Annotated in this window: 14 protein-coding genes; 8 read left to right on the forward strand and 6 right to left on the reverse strand. The window is 44.2% G+C overall.

The window, feature by feature from the left end; genetic code table 11:
* Nucleotides 1–42: 42 nt before the first annotated feature.
* From L3V31_RS01760 to L3V31_RS01770, 3 genes are all read right to left on the reverse strand, one after another.
* Nucleotides 43–549 carry a glycosidase gene (locus L3V31_RS01760; protein WP_237314209.1) on the reverse strand — a complete coding sequence of 169 codons (507 nt, stop codon included), beginning with the start codon at nucleotides 547–549 and terminating at the stop codon, nucleotides 43–45.
* A gap of 299 nt (nucleotides 550–848) precedes the next feature.
* Nucleotides 849–1,658, reverse strand: coding sequence for a MalM family protein (locus L3V31_RS01765; protein ID WP_237314211.1), 810 nt, complete (start codon nucleotides 1,656–1,658; stop codon nucleotides 849–851).
* A 100-nt stretch (nucleotides 1,659–1,758) separates the two neighbouring features.
* A complete protein-coding gene (locus L3V31_RS01770) occupies nucleotides 1,759–3,036 on the reverse strand; it encodes a maltoporin (protein WP_237314213.1) in 1,278 nt (425 codons plus the stop codon).
* 456 nt (nucleotides 3,037–3,492) lie between these two features.
* Between L3V31_RS01770 and glgX the strand changes: the two genes are divergently transcribed.
* Entirely contained in the window at nucleotides 3,493–5,475 is a 1,983-nt protein-coding gene (glgX, locus tag L3V31_RS01775) for a glycogen debranching protein GlgX (RefSeq protein WP_237314215.1), read from the forward strand.
* Nucleotides 5,476–5,577: 102 nt separating this feature from the next.
* Here the strand turns inward: glgX and L3V31_RS01780 are convergent, their stop codons facing one another.
* Entirely contained in the window at nucleotides 5,578–6,564 is a 987-nt protein-coding gene (locus L3V31_RS01780) for a LacI family DNA-binding transcriptional regulator (RefSeq protein WP_237314217.1), read from the reverse strand.
* 387 nt (nucleotides 6,565–6,951) lie between these two features.
* Between L3V31_RS01780 and L3V31_RS01785 the strand changes: the two genes are divergently transcribed.
* The 3 genes from L3V31_RS01785 to L3V31_RS01795 all read left to right on the forward strand — a co-directional run bounded on the left by L3V31_RS01785 (nucleotide 6,952) and on the right by L3V31_RS01795 (nucleotide 10,500).
* Nucleotides 6,952–8,391, forward strand: a complete 1,440-nt coding sequence (locus tag L3V31_RS01785) for a sucrose-specific PTS transporter subunit IIBC (protein ID WP_237314219.1) — start codon at nucleotides 6,952–6,954, stop codon at nucleotides 8,389–8,391.
* Nucleotides 8,392–8,647: 256 nt separating this feature from the next.
* On the forward strand, nucleotides 8,648–9,292 hold the full coding sequence (locus L3V31_RS01790) for a recombinase family protein (RefSeq protein WP_237314221.1): 645 nt from the start codon (nucleotides 8,648–8,650) through the stop codon (nucleotides 9,290–9,292).
* Nucleotides 9,289–10,500: a multidrug effflux MFS transporter gene (locus L3V31_RS01795; protein ID WP_237314223.1), complete on the forward strand. Its 1,212-nt coding sequence runs from the start codon at nucleotides 9,289–9,291 to the stop codon at nucleotides 10,498–10,500. Before L3V31_RS01790 ends, L3V31_RS01795 begins: the two co-directional genes overlap by 4 nt.
* A gap of 70 nt (nucleotides 10,501–10,570) precedes the next feature.
* Here the strand turns inward: L3V31_RS01795 and L3V31_RS01800 are convergent, their stop codons facing one another.
* Nucleotides 10,571–12,601: a TonB-dependent receptor gene (locus L3V31_RS01800; protein WP_237314225.1), complete on the reverse strand. Its 2,031-nt coding sequence runs from the start codon at nucleotides 12,599–12,601 to the stop codon at nucleotides 10,571–10,573.
* Nucleotides 12,602–12,738: 137 nt separating this feature from the next.
* Nucleotides 12,739–13,677, reverse strand: a complete 939-nt coding sequence (locus L3V31_RS01805) for a LysR family transcriptional regulator (RefSeq protein WP_237314531.1) — start codon at nucleotides 13,675–13,677, stop codon at nucleotides 12,739–12,741.
* A 197-nt stretch (nucleotides 13,678–13,874) separates the two neighbouring features.
* Here L3V31_RS01805 and L3V31_RS01810 point away from each other — a divergent pair, with 197 nt between their 5' ends.
* The 4 genes from L3V31_RS01810 (at nucleotide 13,875) to L3V31_RS01825 (ending at nucleotide 17,557) form a co-directional block, all read left to right on the forward strand.
* A complete protein-coding gene (locus L3V31_RS01810; RefSeq protein ID WP_237314228.1) occupies nucleotides 13,875–14,795 on the forward strand; it encodes an ABC transporter substrate-binding protein in 921 nt (306 codons plus the stop codon).
* 89 nt (nucleotides 14,796–14,884) lie between these two features.
* Nucleotides 14,885–15,841 carry an iron chelate uptake ABC transporter family permease subunit gene (locus tag L3V31_RS01815; protein ID WP_237314230.1) on the forward strand — a complete coding sequence of 319 codons (957 nt, stop codon included), beginning with the start codon at nucleotides 14,885–14,887 and terminating at the stop codon, nucleotides 15,839–15,841.
* Entirely contained in the window at nucleotides 15,834–16,784 is a 951-nt protein-coding gene (locus L3V31_RS01820) for an iron chelate uptake ABC transporter family permease subunit (protein ID WP_237314231.1), read from the forward strand. Before L3V31_RS01815 ends, L3V31_RS01820 begins: the two co-directional genes overlap by 8 nt.
* 11 nt (nucleotides 16,785–16,795) lie before the next feature.
* A complete protein-coding gene (locus L3V31_RS01825) occupies nucleotides 16,796–17,557 on the forward strand; it encodes an ATP-binding cassette domain-containing protein (RefSeq protein WP_237314233.1) in 762 nt (253 codons plus the stop codon).
* The last annotated feature ends 29 nt before the right edge of the window (nucleotides 17,558–17,586 follow it).

The following is a 17,586-nucleotide window of genomic DNA, read 5'->3' on the forward strand; positions in this document are numbered from 1 at the left end:
CTAATTAAATAAAAATCAAAATTAAACTAACTTAATAGAATATTACTGGCACTTATTTACCATGACATGAAGTGGTTTCCCTTCCCCTTCAAACTGGAGGCTCCATACATATTTTCCGTCTTCTTTAATATCAACTGAAGTATCTGTACCGTAACCACCAAATGTTAATGGCGTTAATTCGCCAACATTCATTCGATTGCCTTTAGCCGTAAACTGAGGGAACCATAACTCTGTTGCATACTGCATTTTAAATGAACCTGATTTTTCTTGAGTTACAGCTTGGTAGATATTATTTCCTTTGTAAGAATATTGGCGCTGAGGCACATGTTTCCAGTCAGAATCTGCAAAGGTACCAACGACAAATAGCGGTTTCTTAATAGGCCCTTTGTCAGCACTATCTGGGTTATCACAAGCCTGCATGAATGCAATTGCTTCAGCATCTGACATACTCATAACAGGCTGCATAGCCGTTTCAGACTCATAGGTAGATTGACAACCAACTAAAGCAACAAGTAAGGCAGCAGCAAGAGAAGTCTTCATCATCTTCATATTCACGTTATTCCTTTTTATTTTGTAAAGCTCATAAAACCAGACAAAGATTAATATTAAATCGCACTCATTTATGAGGTAATAAAAACTTTATTCTGCTGAGCTTAATTACTTGGATAGGTATATTTCCCAATCATAAAGATCAGATTAGAGATTTTGTTTAATTATTACTCTTAGTAGTATTAAAAACAAAGGGATAAAAATAAATATGTGAATAAGATAACTGTATGTAGGGGTAAATATTTATACGTTAATTTATTATTTAAAAGGCCAGCATTGCACTGGCCTATTTTATTCGATTATTTCCTATTTACAGCTTTAACAAATACATCTTGCGCACCTTCTATACCTAGCTCTTTCGCTTCATCGAGTAAGGTTAAGGCTTTGGGAATATTGTCTTCGGCTACCGCTCTTTCAATTGCACGGTGGTAGTAACCGGTTAATTCTGCGCCTTCTGGAATATTATCATTTTTCGCTACAATCTTAGTTGTAACAATATCATTTGCAGTTACCGATAAACGGAACTGACCAAGCGGGCTGTGCTTTGCAAATGGATCGGCAATATCTGGCGGCTGAGTATGGCGCGCCTTCGCATAGGCTTTCGCCGGATGCAGAATCTGAGTACTTCCTTTTAAATCTTGGGAAGTGGTGTAAATCAATACATGAAGGTCATCACCACTCATGTCAGGAATAACATTGAGTTCAAGTACGAATTTGTCGTTATCCAACATTTTTGCAGGTACGTACTCAAACTTTGAAAAATCTGCTGAATAAACTGTTTTTCCGTCTGCGTTAACCACGATTACATTTGGTGCGTAAAATTGAAGGTCTGTGCTAACGAATGTCTCTAGCTGCAAATCGAGACTGCCACGATTTCCCGGAAGTGCAAATGCTGCTATAGCACCTGCGCTGTTACCATCTAGTAGCATTTGGCTTTTATCAGTCAAAGCAAAATCAGTAACCACAGGTACATCAAGCGGTACCCATTGAATATCACCAGACTGGGTGATCACCTGTTGCTGGTCATTAGACGTCATCTCTACTTGTTCTACAGATGCACAGCCAGACGCCAACATGCCCAGCAGTACGGGAGCAAGCCATTTTCTCATTACTGTCTACCTCGACTTTTTATTGTTTTTGAAATAAATACAGCCAGATAGGTTCTGGCTGTATCATTCTAGGACAATTTAGGACTTAATGGTTAGATGATTACCACCAAGCTTCAGCTTGTACACCAAATTGGAATGTATCGTCTGAACGACCGCCATCAAATTTTTGCGTATCGTTGTCATCGTCAGCGGTTAGGTAAGTAGCGTATAGACGGATTTCTGGACGAGCCCAGAAGCTAGAGCCAGCAGACCAAGCTTGAGCAACAGTCATCTTACCGTAAGTGCTTTCGAAGCCATCGTTATCGTCGATTGCGTAACCCGCTTCGAAGATAGTCTTGTTGTTTTCATCCCATTTGAATACTGGACGAGCCACTACAGAGAATGTTTCCCACTTGTCTTGACCATCCCACATGTCGTTACCAACACCGTAAACTAGCTGGTGACCAAGTTCCCAGTTATCGCCTAGGCCAATTACACCCCAGTTGATGAAACGGTAGCCGTCTGCACCGTCGTTTGCTTCTGCACCGTACCAGCTACCATCGCCGTAGAATGCGAACGCTTTAGAGTAACCTTCTGTACCGTACTGGAATACTGTTTTGTTAAAGCCAGAATCTAGACCTTGAGTCAACTCAGCAGTAAACATAACGCCATCTTTCGCATCTTTAGTGCCGTTTGGTGCGTCTTCAGTTTCGTTTACGATTGCGTAGTCCAGACCCATTTCTAGCGACGCATTTGACCATGGAGAAAGGCCTGCGTAGCGAAGGTCTAGAGTGTTAACGTTTGCTGCATCACCGTTGTTACCTGGGTCAACGATGTCACCACGGTCGTTACGTACCCACGCGAAAGAAAGTTTACCTGGGCCAGCTTCGATACCTTCGATACCAGCGCCAGCGCCAGAGATGTTCCAGTAGTAGAAGTCAGAGATATGAACATCGTGACGTTGGTAGAAGCGCTTACCTGCCCAAAGTGTTGCTTCAGGAGCGAAGTTTAGCAGGCCTTTAGCTTGAACGTTGAACTGACGTAGAGCAAATTGAGCATCATCAACACACTCAACAGCGTCGCCAGTGTCGTTTAGACCACAGTTAGTAGAAGTACTTTCCCAGTCGTTAGAACCGTTAGAAGTCATTGCAACCATAGAGTCTACGTAGAACGTTTTACCGTTGTTGTTGTAAACTTCTTGGCCTAGTTGAACTTCACCGTAGATATCGCCTTCGTTACCAAGACGACCAATTTTATTCTTTTCAAATGTTACTTGTTGGCCACCGTCACCATTTACGCCAACGCCAGCACGCATGTAACCATGAAAATCCACTGCGAATGCAGAACCAGCAGCTAAAGACGCAGCCACTGCTGCAGCAATTACACTTACTTTTTTCATTCTTAACTCCATTAAGGGTATTTATAATTCTGTCTTCCCTGCTCGCTCTAAAGATGAATAAAAGGCAGTTTAACTTCACCTAGAGAAAGAGAGGTAAGATGGGAACAAGTCCCCGTTTGTTTCAACAGAATCGAGATTACCCGAGGCGTACAAGGATGACTTCCTCCGCCCTAAACTAAATTAAGGGGGATGAGAAAGGCGTAGAAAATATACCGAACGGCGTTTTATCTAGCTATATCACGGATATAAGGCGTAGTCCGTAAGTATTATTATTTATAGATAGGTACAAAATGATAGGAAGATCAAATTTTAAACATAAAAGTGAATAATTAAGGTAATTAAATTACACGAATATTTTATATTCATTTGTATTTAAAGCTGTTGACCTTAGTAAGACAAAGTTTTTAACTTATAGTTTCCTATAGGTAGCAATAATTATTAAATAAAGAATCTCAGATGACGAATTTTCGATCTCGCCCATACCCCTTGGGTGCAACACTGAATAAAGAAGGCTGTAACTTCTCTATTCATTCGCCCCAGAATAAAGACATAAAACTGGCGTTGTTCTCCGACGATGGTAAGTACACGCTGTACGACCTACCCGGTGAATACGCCGGTATACGGCACACCTTTATTCCAAAAGTTAAGGCTGGACAGAAGTACGGTTACATCGTCTCCCATAATGATGAACCGCTGCTCATCTCGGATCCTTACGCTAAGTCAATTGATAAGACTCTCCATTACCAACCCCCTTACTCGGCAAAAAAAAGTTTTGATATGCCAAAGTGTGTGGTTATCAAAGATGACTTTGATTGGCAGAACACAGAACACCCGCGAATCCCTAGAGAAGAAATGGTGCTATTCGAGACCCACGTAAAGGGTCTCACTAAACTTCATCCCGAAGTTGATGCAGCCAAGAAAGGGCATTATCTCGGCTTGTCTACGCCAGAGATGTTGGCTTTTTATAAGCAGCAGAATATCAACACGTTACAGTTGCTACCTGTCGCAGCGTGTATGCACGAGCCCCATTTACTCGAAATGAAGAAAGCGAACTACTGGGGCTATAATCCCTACCTGTTCATGACACCCGATCCACGTTATGCGAAAAAAGATGCGGTGACGGAACTAAAAACAACCATTCGTGAGCTTCATAAAAACGGAATCGAGGTCATTCTCGATGTGGTCTATAACCACACAGCGGAAGGCGGCGAAGGCCCAACGATTTTTAATCTCAAAGCCTTGGATTCACGTTTTTACATTAAGCATGGCACCCACTTTGCTAACTATACCGGGTGCGGTAATACCGTCGATCTCACTTATCAACCCGCATTAAACTTAGTTATGGATACACTTCGTTATTGGGTTAGTGAATTCAAAGTGGATGGTTTCCGCTTCGATTTGGCCGCTACACTTGGTCGTCAGGGAGACAATTACAATCCTGAAGCAGCGTTTTTCAAAGCGGTGGCACAAGATCCTATTCTGCGAGAAACGAAGTTGATCGCAGAGCCTTGGGATATTGGCCCTAACGGCTACCAAGTGGGTAACTTCCCTTTTGGCTGGAACGAGTGTAACGATAAGCTTCGTGACATCTCTCGTAGCTTCTGGCGTGGCGATCAAGGCTACTTAAAAGAGTTCGCGACCCGCCTGATGGGTTCGCGAGATATCTATAGCGCCGCAAATTGGCCTTACAAACTGACCGTCAACTACATCACTTATCATGACGGCTTCACTCTGCAAGACTTAGTATCGTACAAACACAAGCATAATGAAGCCAATGGCGAAGAGAACCGCGATGGACACGGTGATAACCGCTCAGAAAACTACGGTGTAGAAGGTGAGACGGAAAACTTGATGGTCATTGCGACTCGCGAGAAGCAGAAACGTAACCTTATCGCGAGCTTATTGTTTTCATTTGGTATTCCTCACATCCTGACGGCTGATGTGTTGTCTCACACACAGAAGGGGAATAACAATGCCTACTGTCAGGACAACGAAACCAGCTGGTTAAACTGGGGCCAAACAGAGCGCAAGCAACATTTCAAAATCTGGATGTCGCAAATGGTTGCCAACCGCAACAAATACATGGTGCCGTTTATTCGCTCGTTCAGTGGTGACAACCGCAATAACAACCGGATTTTCTGGCGACGAACGGATGGCCACTTAATGGAGCACGATGACTGGAACCGCCTTAGCTCTGTAGCCCTTCACCTTGGGATTGGCAAAGACGGGCAAGAGTTGGTGTACTTAATCAACCAAACCAATGCTACTGCGCGCTTTAAGTTGCCAAATGATCGTAAACAGAATTGGGTAACGATTTGTGATACCAATGTACGCAATTTAAACCCAGGTCACGCAGAAGGCGAAGTGCTGCTTTCAGCGACGTCGATGGTGATATTACATTACCAACCAAACGCTAAATCTAAACCATTAGAGGTTTGAAGATTCCTCGGGATAAAAATAACAGTAAAAAGCCGATGCTTTTAATCACATCGGTTTTTATTTTTAGCCTAGGGGAACGTTCCCTAATTAGATATTTTCCATCTAGCAAGTTTCACGTTCGATGTTTTGGAAAGTTAGCACCACTTTGCTCATTTCTTCACCGCGGCCTTCAATACGTTCAAGCAACATTTTCGCCGCATTTTCCCCTGCTTTATCAAATGCATAGTTGAAAGTAGATAAGCTTGGAATACTGATACTCGACAGTTCATCATTACCAACGCCCAGTACGCGTACTTGTTCTCCGACCTTTATACCCATTTCACGTAGTGCCTTAACCGCGCCAACAGCAATACGGTCTGTCGCACAAAACAGGCCATCGACTTCTGGATAGGTTTTTATCAACTCTTGCGCTTGCTGATAACCAGACTCTATGGTGAAGTCACCCCTAGCATGAGCGAGCAATGATTGCTGGTGAAAGGCTAAAGCCTGCTCGAGTCCCTGCGAACGCAGTGAATCAACCGCGATGTCATCACCCTGAACACCGATGAAAGCGACATGTTGGCAACCTGCTGCAATAAGGCGGTTACCCGCTTCAAAACCAACACGTACGTCATCATGAACAACACTTGGTACATTGTGCAGAGAGCCATCTTGTCCCACTAGTACAACAGGTACATTAGACTGTTGAATCGCTTTAACTAGTTTCGCGTCTAAGTGCGTAGCATAGAGAATGATTCCTTCGACCCTTTTTTGGTTAAAGATCTGAATATACTCAACTTCCTTCTCATAAATCTGATGTGTATTGGCTAATAGGACGTGTTTTCCGGACCGTTCAATAACAGCGGTCAACCCATCAACACCCTGAGAAATAGCATGTGAAGAAACGCGCGGTACGATTACGCCAACAAGGTTTGTCTTTTGAGATTTGAGATCCTTAGCCACTTGATTCACTACATAGCCACACTCTTCCACCGCTTTACGCACTTTCACTTTGGTGGCTTCTTTTACCCCATACTCATTGTTTATCACGCGAGATACGGTGGATTTTGATACACCAGCCAAACGCGCAACGTCGTGCAAACTTGCCATATTGCCCCTATTCCACTTATTTATTGGGATTGTTTGCAGAAAGTCATCTGTATCCCTAGTTAATTAACGTGATTTTACCCTCGTTAAGCGTCGTGTTGTTAACCAATATGGCGATCACACTCACATATTTCAGTCTTACGCTTTGACCACTTATGAATAATCATCAAAAATCCATCTTGCAAACGTTCCCAAAAATACAAAAACGATAAATCAGGTGCTGATATGTACTCAGACCACAAACCTTACCGGGATTGAGTATTATTAAAGTCAAACATCCCCTCGATAACGAGTGGTAAAACAGGTGATTCGGTAACAATTATCAATCTGTATATTGGCGATAGCACTTGGATACATTTTAAATTTCAGTAATACCAATCGGGGTGTGCAATGAACTATCCAGTCATAGCAAAACAACTACTTGAGCACTTAGGCGGTAAAGATAACCTTCAAGCCCTCGCTCACTGCGCAACACGTCTGCGCCTAGCACTAAAAGATGAAACCAAAGTCAATGAAGAAGCAATAGGCGACTTAGACGGCGTTAAAGGTCAGTTCAAAGTTGCTGGTCAGTATCAGATTATTTTTGGTTCTGGCATCGTAAACCAGGTTTACGCCGAATTAGCAAAACAGACAGGCTTAGCCGAAATGTCGACCAACGACGTTGCGTCGGCGGGCGCCCAGAAACAAAATATCGTTCAACGTGCCGTAAAAGGCCTGTCGGATATTTTTGTTCCAATCATTCCGGCGATCGTTGCGGGCGGTTTGCTGATGGGGCTTTTCAACCTGCTTACCGCACAAGGCTTGTTTATCGAAGGTCAATCGATCATTGAAGCCTACCCGGGCTTAGCTGATTTAGCGAGCATGATCAACACATTCGCCAATGCGCCTTTTGTTTATTTACCTGTTTTATTGGCGTTTTCCGCTTCTAGAAAGTTTGGTGGCAACCCATTCTTAGGGGCTGCACTTGGCATGCTAATGGTTCACCCAGATCTGTTAAATGGTTGGGGCTTTGGTAGCGCATCTGTTTCGGGCACGATCCCAACTTGGAACATTCTTGGCTTAGAGATCCAAAAAGTAGGATACCAAGGTTCAGTTCTCCCAGTTTTAGTCTCTGCGTTTATTCTGGCAAAAGTTGAGCTCGGTCTGCGTAAAGTGATTCCTTCAGTACTAGATAACTTGCTAACCCCAATGCTGGCTATCTTTATCACTGGCTTTGTTACTTTCACTCTGGTCGGTCCGTTTACTCGTGACCTTGGCTTTATGCTTGGTGACGCTCTGAACTGGCTATACGATTCGGCAGGTTTTGTTGGTGGTGCGCTGTTTGGCTTTATCTACGCTCCGTTTGTTATTACTGGTATGCACCATAGTTTTATTGCGATTGAAACTCAGCTACTGGCAGACATCGCAACCACTGGCGGTACATTTATTTTCCCTATTGCTGCCATGTCGAATGTCGCTCAAGGTGCAGCAGCATTAGCGGTGGGTTTCACAACACGCGATACGAAAATGAAAGGCATCGCTGTTCCATCTGGTATCACTGGACTATTGGGTATTACCGAACCAGCAATGTTCGGGGTGAACCTGAAGCTTCGCTACCCGTTCTTAGCAGCAATCGTAGGCTCAGCCGTTGCGAGTGCGTTTATCACCCTGTTTAACGTAAAAGCGCAAGCACTTGGTGCAGCAGGCTTACCTGGCATTATCTCTATCTCGCCAGAGAAAATAAGCTACTACGTTATCGGCATGGTTATCTCTTTCATCACTGCATTTGCCCTGACCGTCGTATTGGGAATGCGTGACAAGGCAAAACAGGGTAAGCAAGCAACCACTTAATAAATGAGTATCTTTCTTAACCACTGTCCCATCTTTGTTTCTTGCCCCAAAGAAATGAGAAATTAGAAGAAGATGGAAAACCTCCCCCTGCCATTAGGTTTTAAAACCAAGCCAGTCAAAACTTTTTGACTGGCTTTTTTTGTTTCTTCCTGTCGCCCTCTCAGTGGCTCATTTGGTGTTGTAAACACTAATGAACCCATGTATATTTATGAACCATTACATTATATGAACCAAATTCTTTATCAGGCCAATATCCATGACAACCTATCTTTATTCTCGCTATTCGCCTCAAAACCGAGCGTACAGTGAGAACCTTTCAATATTGAAAGCGGCCGCCCCTGAAGCGCTGCATTTCGAAGATCGGGGACGCGGCTGTATACCACCCACTGAGCGTGAGGCATTTCAAAGGTTACTTGATACCGTCAAACCTGGCGATACGGTCATCATTTGGTGGCTAACGACGTTCGGACGGAATTTCAGTCAGTCACTCAATACCATCGAACTGTTACTCAGTAAAAATGTGACACTTAAAACGGTGTGCGAACCGCTGTGCTTCGAGCCCAACTCGCTCGAGAGCAAAACCATGATCGCACTGCTATCTGGTTACGGAAAAGTGCAAACCCAGCACCGCTTGTTTGCGGCAGAACAAGGTCGACGTGCGATCAAAGGCGAGCCAGAAAGGTGGAAACAAAAATTCCGAGGGCGCCCTGCAGATAAGGAAAAGCATCAGCAAATCGCGACATTACTGCTTGAGGGTAACACTCTGCAAAGTGTTGCCCAGCAGTGTGAAGTCAGCTTATCGACCGTAAAACGTGTCAAAGCCAAACTGAATGAATTTGACGATGAAGGTGGGCTGAGAACACGCGGGAGAGCTGGTCTTTCAAATGGTGAGTCATCATGAAGCACGCCATTAACTTTCGCTCCATTTTACTCGCATGTTTGATCATCAGTATTGGTCAGCTGAGCATGGGGCTGGTTATGCCGTCCTTGCCATGGATAGCGAAAGACTTCTCTATTTCACTCGATCAAGCTCAACTATTAGTAAGTATTTACTTACTTGGCTTTGGCCCGTCCCAGTTTATCTATGGCCCCATATCTGATGCACTTGGCAGAAAAAAGGTCTTGTTGACTGGTTTACTGATTGCCATGTCTGGGCTGCTGATGATTATATTTATGAGTCAGACTTTTACTGGCATGGTCATGGGTCGTTTTCTGCAAGGGCTTGGTACCGGCTGTTGTGCGGTGTTAGCCCGCGCCTCTACCCGCGATCGCTTTAGCGGAAATGAACTTCCGGTCGCGATGTCTTACATTGCAATGGCGGCTTCTATCACACCTCTGATGGCGCCCGTTATTGGTGGGTTCATCAACTTCCATTTCGGCTGGAGTATGGTGTTTATTTCGTTATTAGGTTATGTGTCGATCGCATGGGTGGTTATTGCTTTTCGCTTTACCGAGACAATTTCAAAGCGTTCTTCCATTCCATCACCTAAGACGATGATACGTCAGTACCGAAACCTACTGACCTCTCGTTACTTTATGAGTTTTGCTAGCATCAGTTGGCTTAACTTTAGCTTGATGATCACAACCGTGTCTGTCATGCCATTTATTATGCAGGACCAGATCGGTATGACTTCGGATGAATACGCGATGTGGGCACTCATTCCCGCTCTGGGTATGTTGGGTGGCACAACCATTTGTAACCGCGCGCGCCCGATCATTGGTAACAAAAAGATGCTGTTATGGACCCCGGTGTTACATATCAGTGCAGCGTTATGGCTATTCTTCTGCCCGGTAGAACCTTTGTACTTGATGCTTGGTCAGCTTCTGATGATTTTAGGTAATGGTATTGCTCTGCCATGTGCCCAGGCTTTGGTCATGCAACCGTATAAGGAACAAGCAGGTACAGCAGCAGCAATGTCTGGTGGCGGCCAAATGATCGTGTCTTCACTGGTTAGTTTGACCTTGGTTCAGTTCGGTTTGAGTGAAGCTTGGCACCTTTCTCTGGTTATCGCTCTGTTCACTGCCATTACATTAATGAATATTCTGCGAGGATTTAGTACGTCGTTGCCCGCAGAGCAGACGGTTGATCAAGTTACGCAGTCTAGCTAATGCGCTACACTACAAAAAAAAGGGCGTCACAGTGTAAACTGCGACGCCCTTTTATCATCTGAGTTGCCGCTTAGAAATCAGCTGTCATACCAACATAGTAAGTACGTGGTGCTTCAACATAACCAATGTTTTCAAGTTCTTTCGAAACACTCTCATCGGTTAGGTTGGTAACACCAGCACGAATGCGTAGTGACTCATTAACATGGTATACCGTACCCATGTCTAGCGTCGTGTAAGAGTCTTGGGTTAGCTCTGAATCAATCTTACGTTCACCGCGGTAACGAGCACTCGCAAACAAGTCTAAATCCTGAGTTGGGTACCAATTCAGGCGAGCAAATGCTGAATGCTTGTAACGCTCATTAAGCTCTTCGCCTGTCGATTTGTCTTCAGTATCTAGATACGTGTAATTACCTGACATTGCCCACAGCTCAGAGAGCTGGATGTTACCGGACAACTCTACGCCTTGAATAACGGCTTTAGAGACGTTTTTAAATGACTTGTATGGATTGGAAAGATCACGGTCGATCGGGTCACCATTCTCGTCGATACAGCTCATGATTGAGCTTGACCACGTTCCTGCTTCACAGAAAACATCAGTTTGTTCAATCAGGTTTTCAACCTCGTTACGGAATAACGCCGTTTCAATATCCCAGTTACGAGCACTGTATAGTGCAGAAAGCTCATAGTTGATGCTGGTCTCGGCTTCCAGATCTTCATTACCCTGAATGTCACAGTTACCTTTACAACTGATCAATTTAAAGTCAGGGTTATTTTGTGTCATGGTTGGCGCTTTAAATGCTTTACCTACACCACCTTTTAATACTAGAGAGTCTGTTGTTTGATGAACCAGGTATATACGAGGACTGAACTCTTCACCGAATTGCTCATGTTTATCCAAACGTCCGCCAATAGTTGCGGTTAAAGTATCCGTCACTTCCCACTGATCTTGAGCAAACACAGCACCTTGGTAAGCTTCTGCTTTGTTACCAACTAGGTTTTCCGGGTTAGTCAGCTCACTGTTTTGGTAGTCCATACCAAACGTGAACGTATGGCTCTCACCTAAGTATGTCGTTGCCGATGCTTCAACAATTTGTGTCAGCTCTTCAATCGAATCAACGCCATCGTTGGCGGCATCAACATTCTCTACGTTTTCACGCGAGTAACGCACTTGAGTATCACCCCAAGACCATAAGCCCGTGTGGGAGATTGCCTGGCTGTCACGTTTAACACGCGATTCAGAGTAAATGACTCGTGTTGCGCTTTCCGCCGCTCTATCACGTTCATCATTGCTGTAGCCTAAATCCAGATCGATAAACTGATTGTCGGCTAAATGCCACGACAGTGAGCCAAACAACGCCAAAGTGTCACGTTCTTCTAATGCCGTAACCTCTGAACGATCGTAGTCAACGCCTCTTACCGTTTTAATACCAGAGTATGGTTGCCATGCATCACGATTGGTTTGTGACACAGATAAACGTGCAAATAACGTATCATCAATTAAGGCACCTGACGTGGTTAAGCCAACCGTATATTTCTGCCCGCCATCGCCGTCATTTGGTGTCGCGTTATCCAGACTTAGCTGAGAGCTCCAGTCATTGTCAGGAGACTTAGTAATGATGTTGATCGTACCACCCATACCATCTGAACCGTAAAGCGCAGACATAGGACCACGGATAATTTCAACGCGTTCGATAGAGTCCATTGGAATCGCAGATAAATCGAAATCGTTACCACGAACAATCGCACTTGCAGAACTCATACGACGCCCATTCACCATGATGAGAGTGTATTTTGAATCCATACCACGTATAGAGATCTGCTGACGCCCCGCTCGAGTGCTGTCGTAATCAGATTCAACGCTGGTCTGGTTTGCAACGATATCCGCTAACGTAATACCCGGGTCGTTCTCGATATCTTCTGCGGTAATGACTGACATCGATGCCGGCGCATTTTTCAACTCTAGTTGAGTACGTGTTGCCGTCACAACCATCTGTTCATCGACGTTGGTTGGAGTTGTATCAGCGGAGACTGACATTGAGGCGCATAGCGCACCGATCGCCACTGCTAATGGCTTTGTTGCGAACAGAGTAGTCTTGGGCATATTAAAACCTGTTATTCTTATTGAAAGTTATAATGATAATGGTTCGCATTAAATAGATTTTATATAGCCAAGACAAGTCTCGATGTATCCATTCAGTAAATTACCAGTATGTACAAAATGAATAATCAAGAATTCAATCATTCACCTTCAACAGAGCCGTATATTTCTTTAAATAAGGACTTTACCCAGCTGCACATTGGATCGTTGTGGTACCTTTTATGCCAATACAGATAGACCGATTCGCTATCAAGACGAATTTCCTTCGGTACCGTTTTTGTGATCAATTGGCGACCAAGGCATGCTCCTTCGGCAAATGGAGTAGGCAAATGGAAGATCACATCCGTTTGTTCCGCAATGGCAGGCGCAGCGTTAAAATTGGAAAGCTGTATGGGTATCGACAACCTTCGATTCTTATCCACCACGCCGAGTTCGGCAAAACGATGGTAAATCGACAGTGTTTTTCCCCCCTGCAGAGATATCTGGCCAAAGTTACATTCCAGTAACATGTCTATCGTCAACTCTTCAACATGCGCCAACGGATGAGACTCGCTCATTAAGAATCGATAGTCTCGACTGGCAACTTTCATGCGATACAAGTTTTGCTCCGAACTCGGGGGAGACGCCGTTGAAAGCACAAAATGCACGTCACCAGTAATCAAAGCATCGAAATGTCTTTTGGGGATAGAATCGATGTCGACAATCATGTTCGGTGCTTCCTCCCGAATGCGAGAGATAACACTAGGTAGCAACATCATCACTTGAGGAACTAGACCGTAAAAACGTATTGTACCTTTGCTCTTCTCTGGAACAAATGACTGACCATACATTAGCTTTTCTAACCCGGTTAACACGGAAGTTAAATCTTGTTTGATGACCTCGGCTTTTGGCGTTAGTTCATAACCATGGGCGGTCCGAACCAGTAGTTCATCGCTGAACAAACTTCTTAGCTTTTGTAAAGATCGACTGACGGATGGCTGACTCATATTCAGCAAAACGGCAGTATTGGACACATGCTTCTCTTCAAGTAAATTCTTGAGAATAAACAGTAAGTTTAAATCTACTTGGGCTAAATTCACTTTTTGAATACTCACTATTCTGACAATTCAGTTGCTGGCTATAACCTATCTGATAATGTGTCTGCAATCAATAATCATTCTTATTTGATTTTATTCAAATTAAGTTTCAATTCTTTTCAGATCATCTTTTGCTCTGCTTTCATGCTTAAACGCTTTCCAGTTAGATGACTGACTTATAGACCTTTTTGGGAATCATTATGCTTGGTAAAACTTCTTTTCGTGTAGCAGCAAGTGCGCTACTACTGGCATTAGCGCCAATCGGGGCCATCGCAAAAACCTACCAACACAGCATGGGCTCTGTAGAAATTAATCAAGTACCGAAACGCGTTGTCGTTCTCGGCTACGGTAGCCTTGATTACGTCGATGCTCTGGGTGTCACTCCAGTTGGCGTACCAAAAACATTACTTCCAACCACTCTGGAAAAGTACAAAGACGATGCTGTGGTAAACACGGGCAGTGTGAAAGAAGTGAATTTTGAAACCTTGTTTACGTTGAAACCTGATCTGATCATTGCAGAAGCGCGCATGGCAAGCATCTATAAAGATCTAAAAGATATCGCGCCGACGTACATGTTCGAGATCGATACCAAAGACTACTGGAAAACCACACAGAAACACTGGCGCACGTTAGGCGAAATCTTTGAAAAGAAAGACTTGGCGAATCAATTGATTGAAGACGTGCAAGGTCAGATCGACACCCTTCACAATAAAGTGGTACAGCAGCCGCCTCGCACTTTAACCGTTTCTAACAGCGGTAACAGCTTGGCTATGTTCGGTAAAAAAAGCCGTTTCTCATTTGTGTATGACGAAGCAGGCTTCGCGACGTCTGCGTCTGAAAACGTGCAATCCATCTCCGGTAATCACGGTAACCTGATCTCATTTGAATACATCGCAGACGCGCAACCAGAAGTACTATTGGTCCTTGACCGAGAACAAGCGATTGGTCAGAGCAACGGTAAAGCGAAAACGCTGTTTGATAACGAACTGGTTAAATCAACACCAGCAGCGAAAAATGGTCGCGTGATGTTTATTGACCCGGCGGCTTGGTACTTGACTGCTGGCGGCTATCAATCAACTCAAACCATGATTAAAGAGCTAAAACAAGTCGTTGTTAACTAATAAGCCCATTTTAATCACCCTATAAAAGATGACCTTTCCGCTTCTGGCGTGAAAGGTCATTGTCGTCTTTATAAAGCTGTATCTTCACTATGAAATTACATCATATTTTGGCGTTTGCTTTGCTCATCATCCTCGCGGTCACCTCTCTGCTGGTCGGGGTAGCAAACGTATCTCTCACACAAATTTTGGCTGGTGACAGCCACAGTCTGAACATTCTGTTCGTCAGTCGACTGCCCCGATTGCTTGCTATTGTTTTAGCCGGAGCAGGTTTGAGTATTGCTGGATTGATCATGCAACAAATCGTTCAGAACCGCTTCGCTGCTCCATCTACCACAGGTACCGTAGACTGGGCGATGTTCGGTTACATCATCGCTCTTATTTTCTTTGCTGATATGAGCAGCTGGGTCCACCTCATTACCATCTTCGCTTTTTCTGTGCTTGGAACGGTTATTTTTGTCCGCTTCCTACAGCGTTTGAAATTCAAGAATACCGTTTTAGTCCCATTGATCGGCATCATGTATGGCAATGTCGTCTCTTCTATGACGACCTTTGTCGCTTATAAATACGATTTAGTGCAGACACTTGGCTCCTGGACGGTCGCGAACTTCGCTTCTGTTTTGCAGGGTAACTACGAGTTTTTATATTTGGCGCTCCCTGTGTCGGTACTGGCTTACGCTTATGCTAACCGCTTTAGTGCAGCCAGCGTTGGTGAGAGTTTCGCGAAAAACATCGGCTTAAATTACCAGCGTATCGTACTTATCGGCGTCGTATTAGTGGCAGTATTGTCCTCGTCTGTTGTGATGATCGTGGGGATGATCCCTTTCCTCGGTCTTATCGTGCCAAACTTAGTGTCGATATTTATTGGCGATAACATGCGTCGCAATTTGCCTTGGACCGCTTACGCAGGCGTCATTCTGGTACTGACCTGTGACATTTTAGGGCGTTTGATTATCTTCCCTTATGAAATCCCTATTTCGATGATCATCAGCATCTTAGGTGGTTCTGTTTTCATTTACCTGGTATTGAGAGACAAAGCGAATGCGTGATTCCATTAAAGTCATGGTACTCGCGGTAATCGCAGTACTGATTTGTGCCGTATTTATCGGTAAAGGTTTAACCCCGGACAACTACCAATTCTTCTTGTCTCGTCGTGTGCCTAAAGTCTTGGCGATTGTATTAGCAGCCATCGCCATTGCCTCCTCGTCATTGATTTTCCAGACGATTACCAATAACCGAATCCTAACGCCGTCGATTCTCGGTTTTGACTCACTTTACGTACTGATTCAGGTGATATTGGTGGTGATGTTTGGTGGTCTGAGTGCTTGGGTCATCAACAGCAAACTCAATTTTGTCCTGTCGACTGGCATCATGATTGTGTGTGCGATGACTCTATTCAGCTTCTACTTTCGAGGCCGTCAACGCAACATCTTCACTCTTTTACTGATTGGTATCGTGCTCAGCAGCTTGTTCAGTAGCATCACTGGCTTTTTTACTATGGTGACGGATCCAGACGAGTTTAACCTCATTCAGGGCTCCATGTTTGCCAGTTTTAATAACATCAACGGTGAGCTGGTCTACTGGTGTGCCGTTCCTATGCTGCTCTGCGGCGCCTATTTAATGCGTATCTCAAATAAACTGGATGTTATGTGGTTGGGTGTGGATAACGCTAAAAGTTTGGGCGTGAATACGCATAAGTTAACGATGCAAGTGATGTTCATCATCACACTGATGGTCTCTATTTCTACCGCTTTAATTGGTCCAATCCTGTTCTTTGGTTTAATTGTTGTCGCCCTGACTCGCCAAATATTTACTGGATTCCAGCATCGTCTGCTGATTGTGGCAAGTTCCGTGCTGTCAGTAGTTTTGCTGTCTGGTGGTCAGTGGGTAGTTGAAAATCTATTCGATTTCGATACCACCATTAGTGTCATCATCAACTTTATTGGCGGCGGTTACTTCTTAGTTCTGCTTATGAAAAATAAATTCGATTAAAGAGACATCACATGATCCGTATTCAAGGTTTAAGTAAAAAATATAATGAAAAATACGTGGTAAAAAATGCTGATGCCCTTTTTCCACTTGGTAAAGTCACCAGCATTATCGGCCCGAATGGCGCAGGTAAAAGTACCCTGCTTTCGATGGCAAGCCGCCTGACAGAAAGCGATGCGGGTACCGTCGTGATCGGTGACAAACCGCTTGATCAATGGAACACGGAAGATTTGGCAAAACGCCTTTCCGTACTGCGTCAGTCCAACAACATCAATATGCGTTTTACTGTGCGTGATTTAGTCGCATTTGGGCGCTTCCCTTACTCTCAGGGACGCTTAACAGAAGAAGACCATCGTATTATTGAAGAGTCTATGCAGCACCTGGAAATCGACCATTTACAAGATCGCTTTATTGACCAACTTTCTGGTGGTCAGCGCCAGATGGCATTCATCGCAATGGTCGTCGCACAAGACACCGATTACATTTTTCTTGATGAACCTCTGAATAACCTCGATATCAAGCACTCTGTCGATATCATGAGTACGCTGCACAAATTAGCCAAACAGAAGAACAAAGCGGTGGTGATCGTAATCCACGACATTAACTTTGCCTCCTGTTATTCCGACCATATCGTCGCAATGAAACTGGGCGAAGTTATAAAGGCTGGCACTGTAGACGAAGTCATTGATGAAGCGGTATTAAGCGATATTTATGAGATTCGTTTTATCGTTCAGGAAATCGATGGGAATCGTATTTCTTTATACTATCGACGTTAGAAATAGCAGTTTATGAAATGGCGACATCA

It is taken from the genome of Vibrio sp. J1-1, from assembly GCF_021728395.1.
Lineage (GTDB): Bacteria > Pseudomonadota > Gammaproteobacteria > Enterobacterales > Vibrionaceae > Vibrio.

Coding starts and splice junctions, on each gene's coding strand:
- L3V31_RS01760 (WP_237314209.1), bottom strand. CDS start 549: ATGAAGATGATGAAGACTTCTCTTGCTGCTGCCTTACTTGTTGCTTTA.
- L3V31_RS01765 (WP_237314211.1), bottom strand. CDS start 1,658: ATGAGAAAATGGCTTGCTCCCGTACTGCTGGGCATGTTGGCGTCTGGC.
- L3V31_RS01770 (WP_237314213.1), bottom strand. CDS start 3,036: ATGAAAAAAGTAAGTGTAATTGCTGCAGCAGTGGCTGCGTCTTTAGCT.
- glgX (WP_237314215.1), top strand. CDS start 3,493: ATGACGAATTTTCGATCTCGCCCATACCCCTTGGGTGCAACACTGAAT.
- L3V31_RS01780 (WP_237314217.1), bottom strand. CDS start 6,564: ATGGCAAGTTTGCACGACGTTGCGCGTTTGGCTGGTGTATCAAAATCC.
- L3V31_RS01785 (WP_237314219.1), top strand. CDS start 6,952: ATGAACTATCCAGTCATAGCAAAACAACTACTTGAGCACTTAGGCGGT.
- L3V31_RS01790 (WP_237314221.1), top strand. CDS start 8,648: ATGACAACCTATCTTTATTCTCGCTATTCGCCTCAAAACCGAGCGTAC.
- L3V31_RS01795 (WP_237314223.1), top strand. CDS start 9,289: ATGAAGCACGCCATTAACTTTCGCTCCATTTTACTCGCATGTTTGATC.
- L3V31_RS01800 (WP_237314225.1), bottom strand. CDS start 12,601: ATGCCCAAGACTACTCTGTTCGCAACAAAGCCATTAGCAGTGGCGATC.
- L3V31_RS01810 (WP_237314228.1), top strand. CDS start 13,875: ATGCTTGGTAAAACTTCTTTTCGTGTAGCAGCAAGTGCGCTACTACTG.
- L3V31_RS01815 (WP_237314230.1), top strand. CDS start 14,885: ATGAAATTACATCATATTTTGGCGTTTGCTTTGCTCATCATCCTCGCG.
- L3V31_RS01820 (WP_237314231.1), top strand. CDS start 15,834: ATGCGTGATTCCATTAAAGTCATGGTACTCGCGGTAATCGCAGTACTG.
- L3V31_RS01825 (WP_237314233.1), top strand. CDS start 16,796: ATGATCCGTATTCAAGGTTTAAGTAAAAAATATAATGAAAAATACGTG.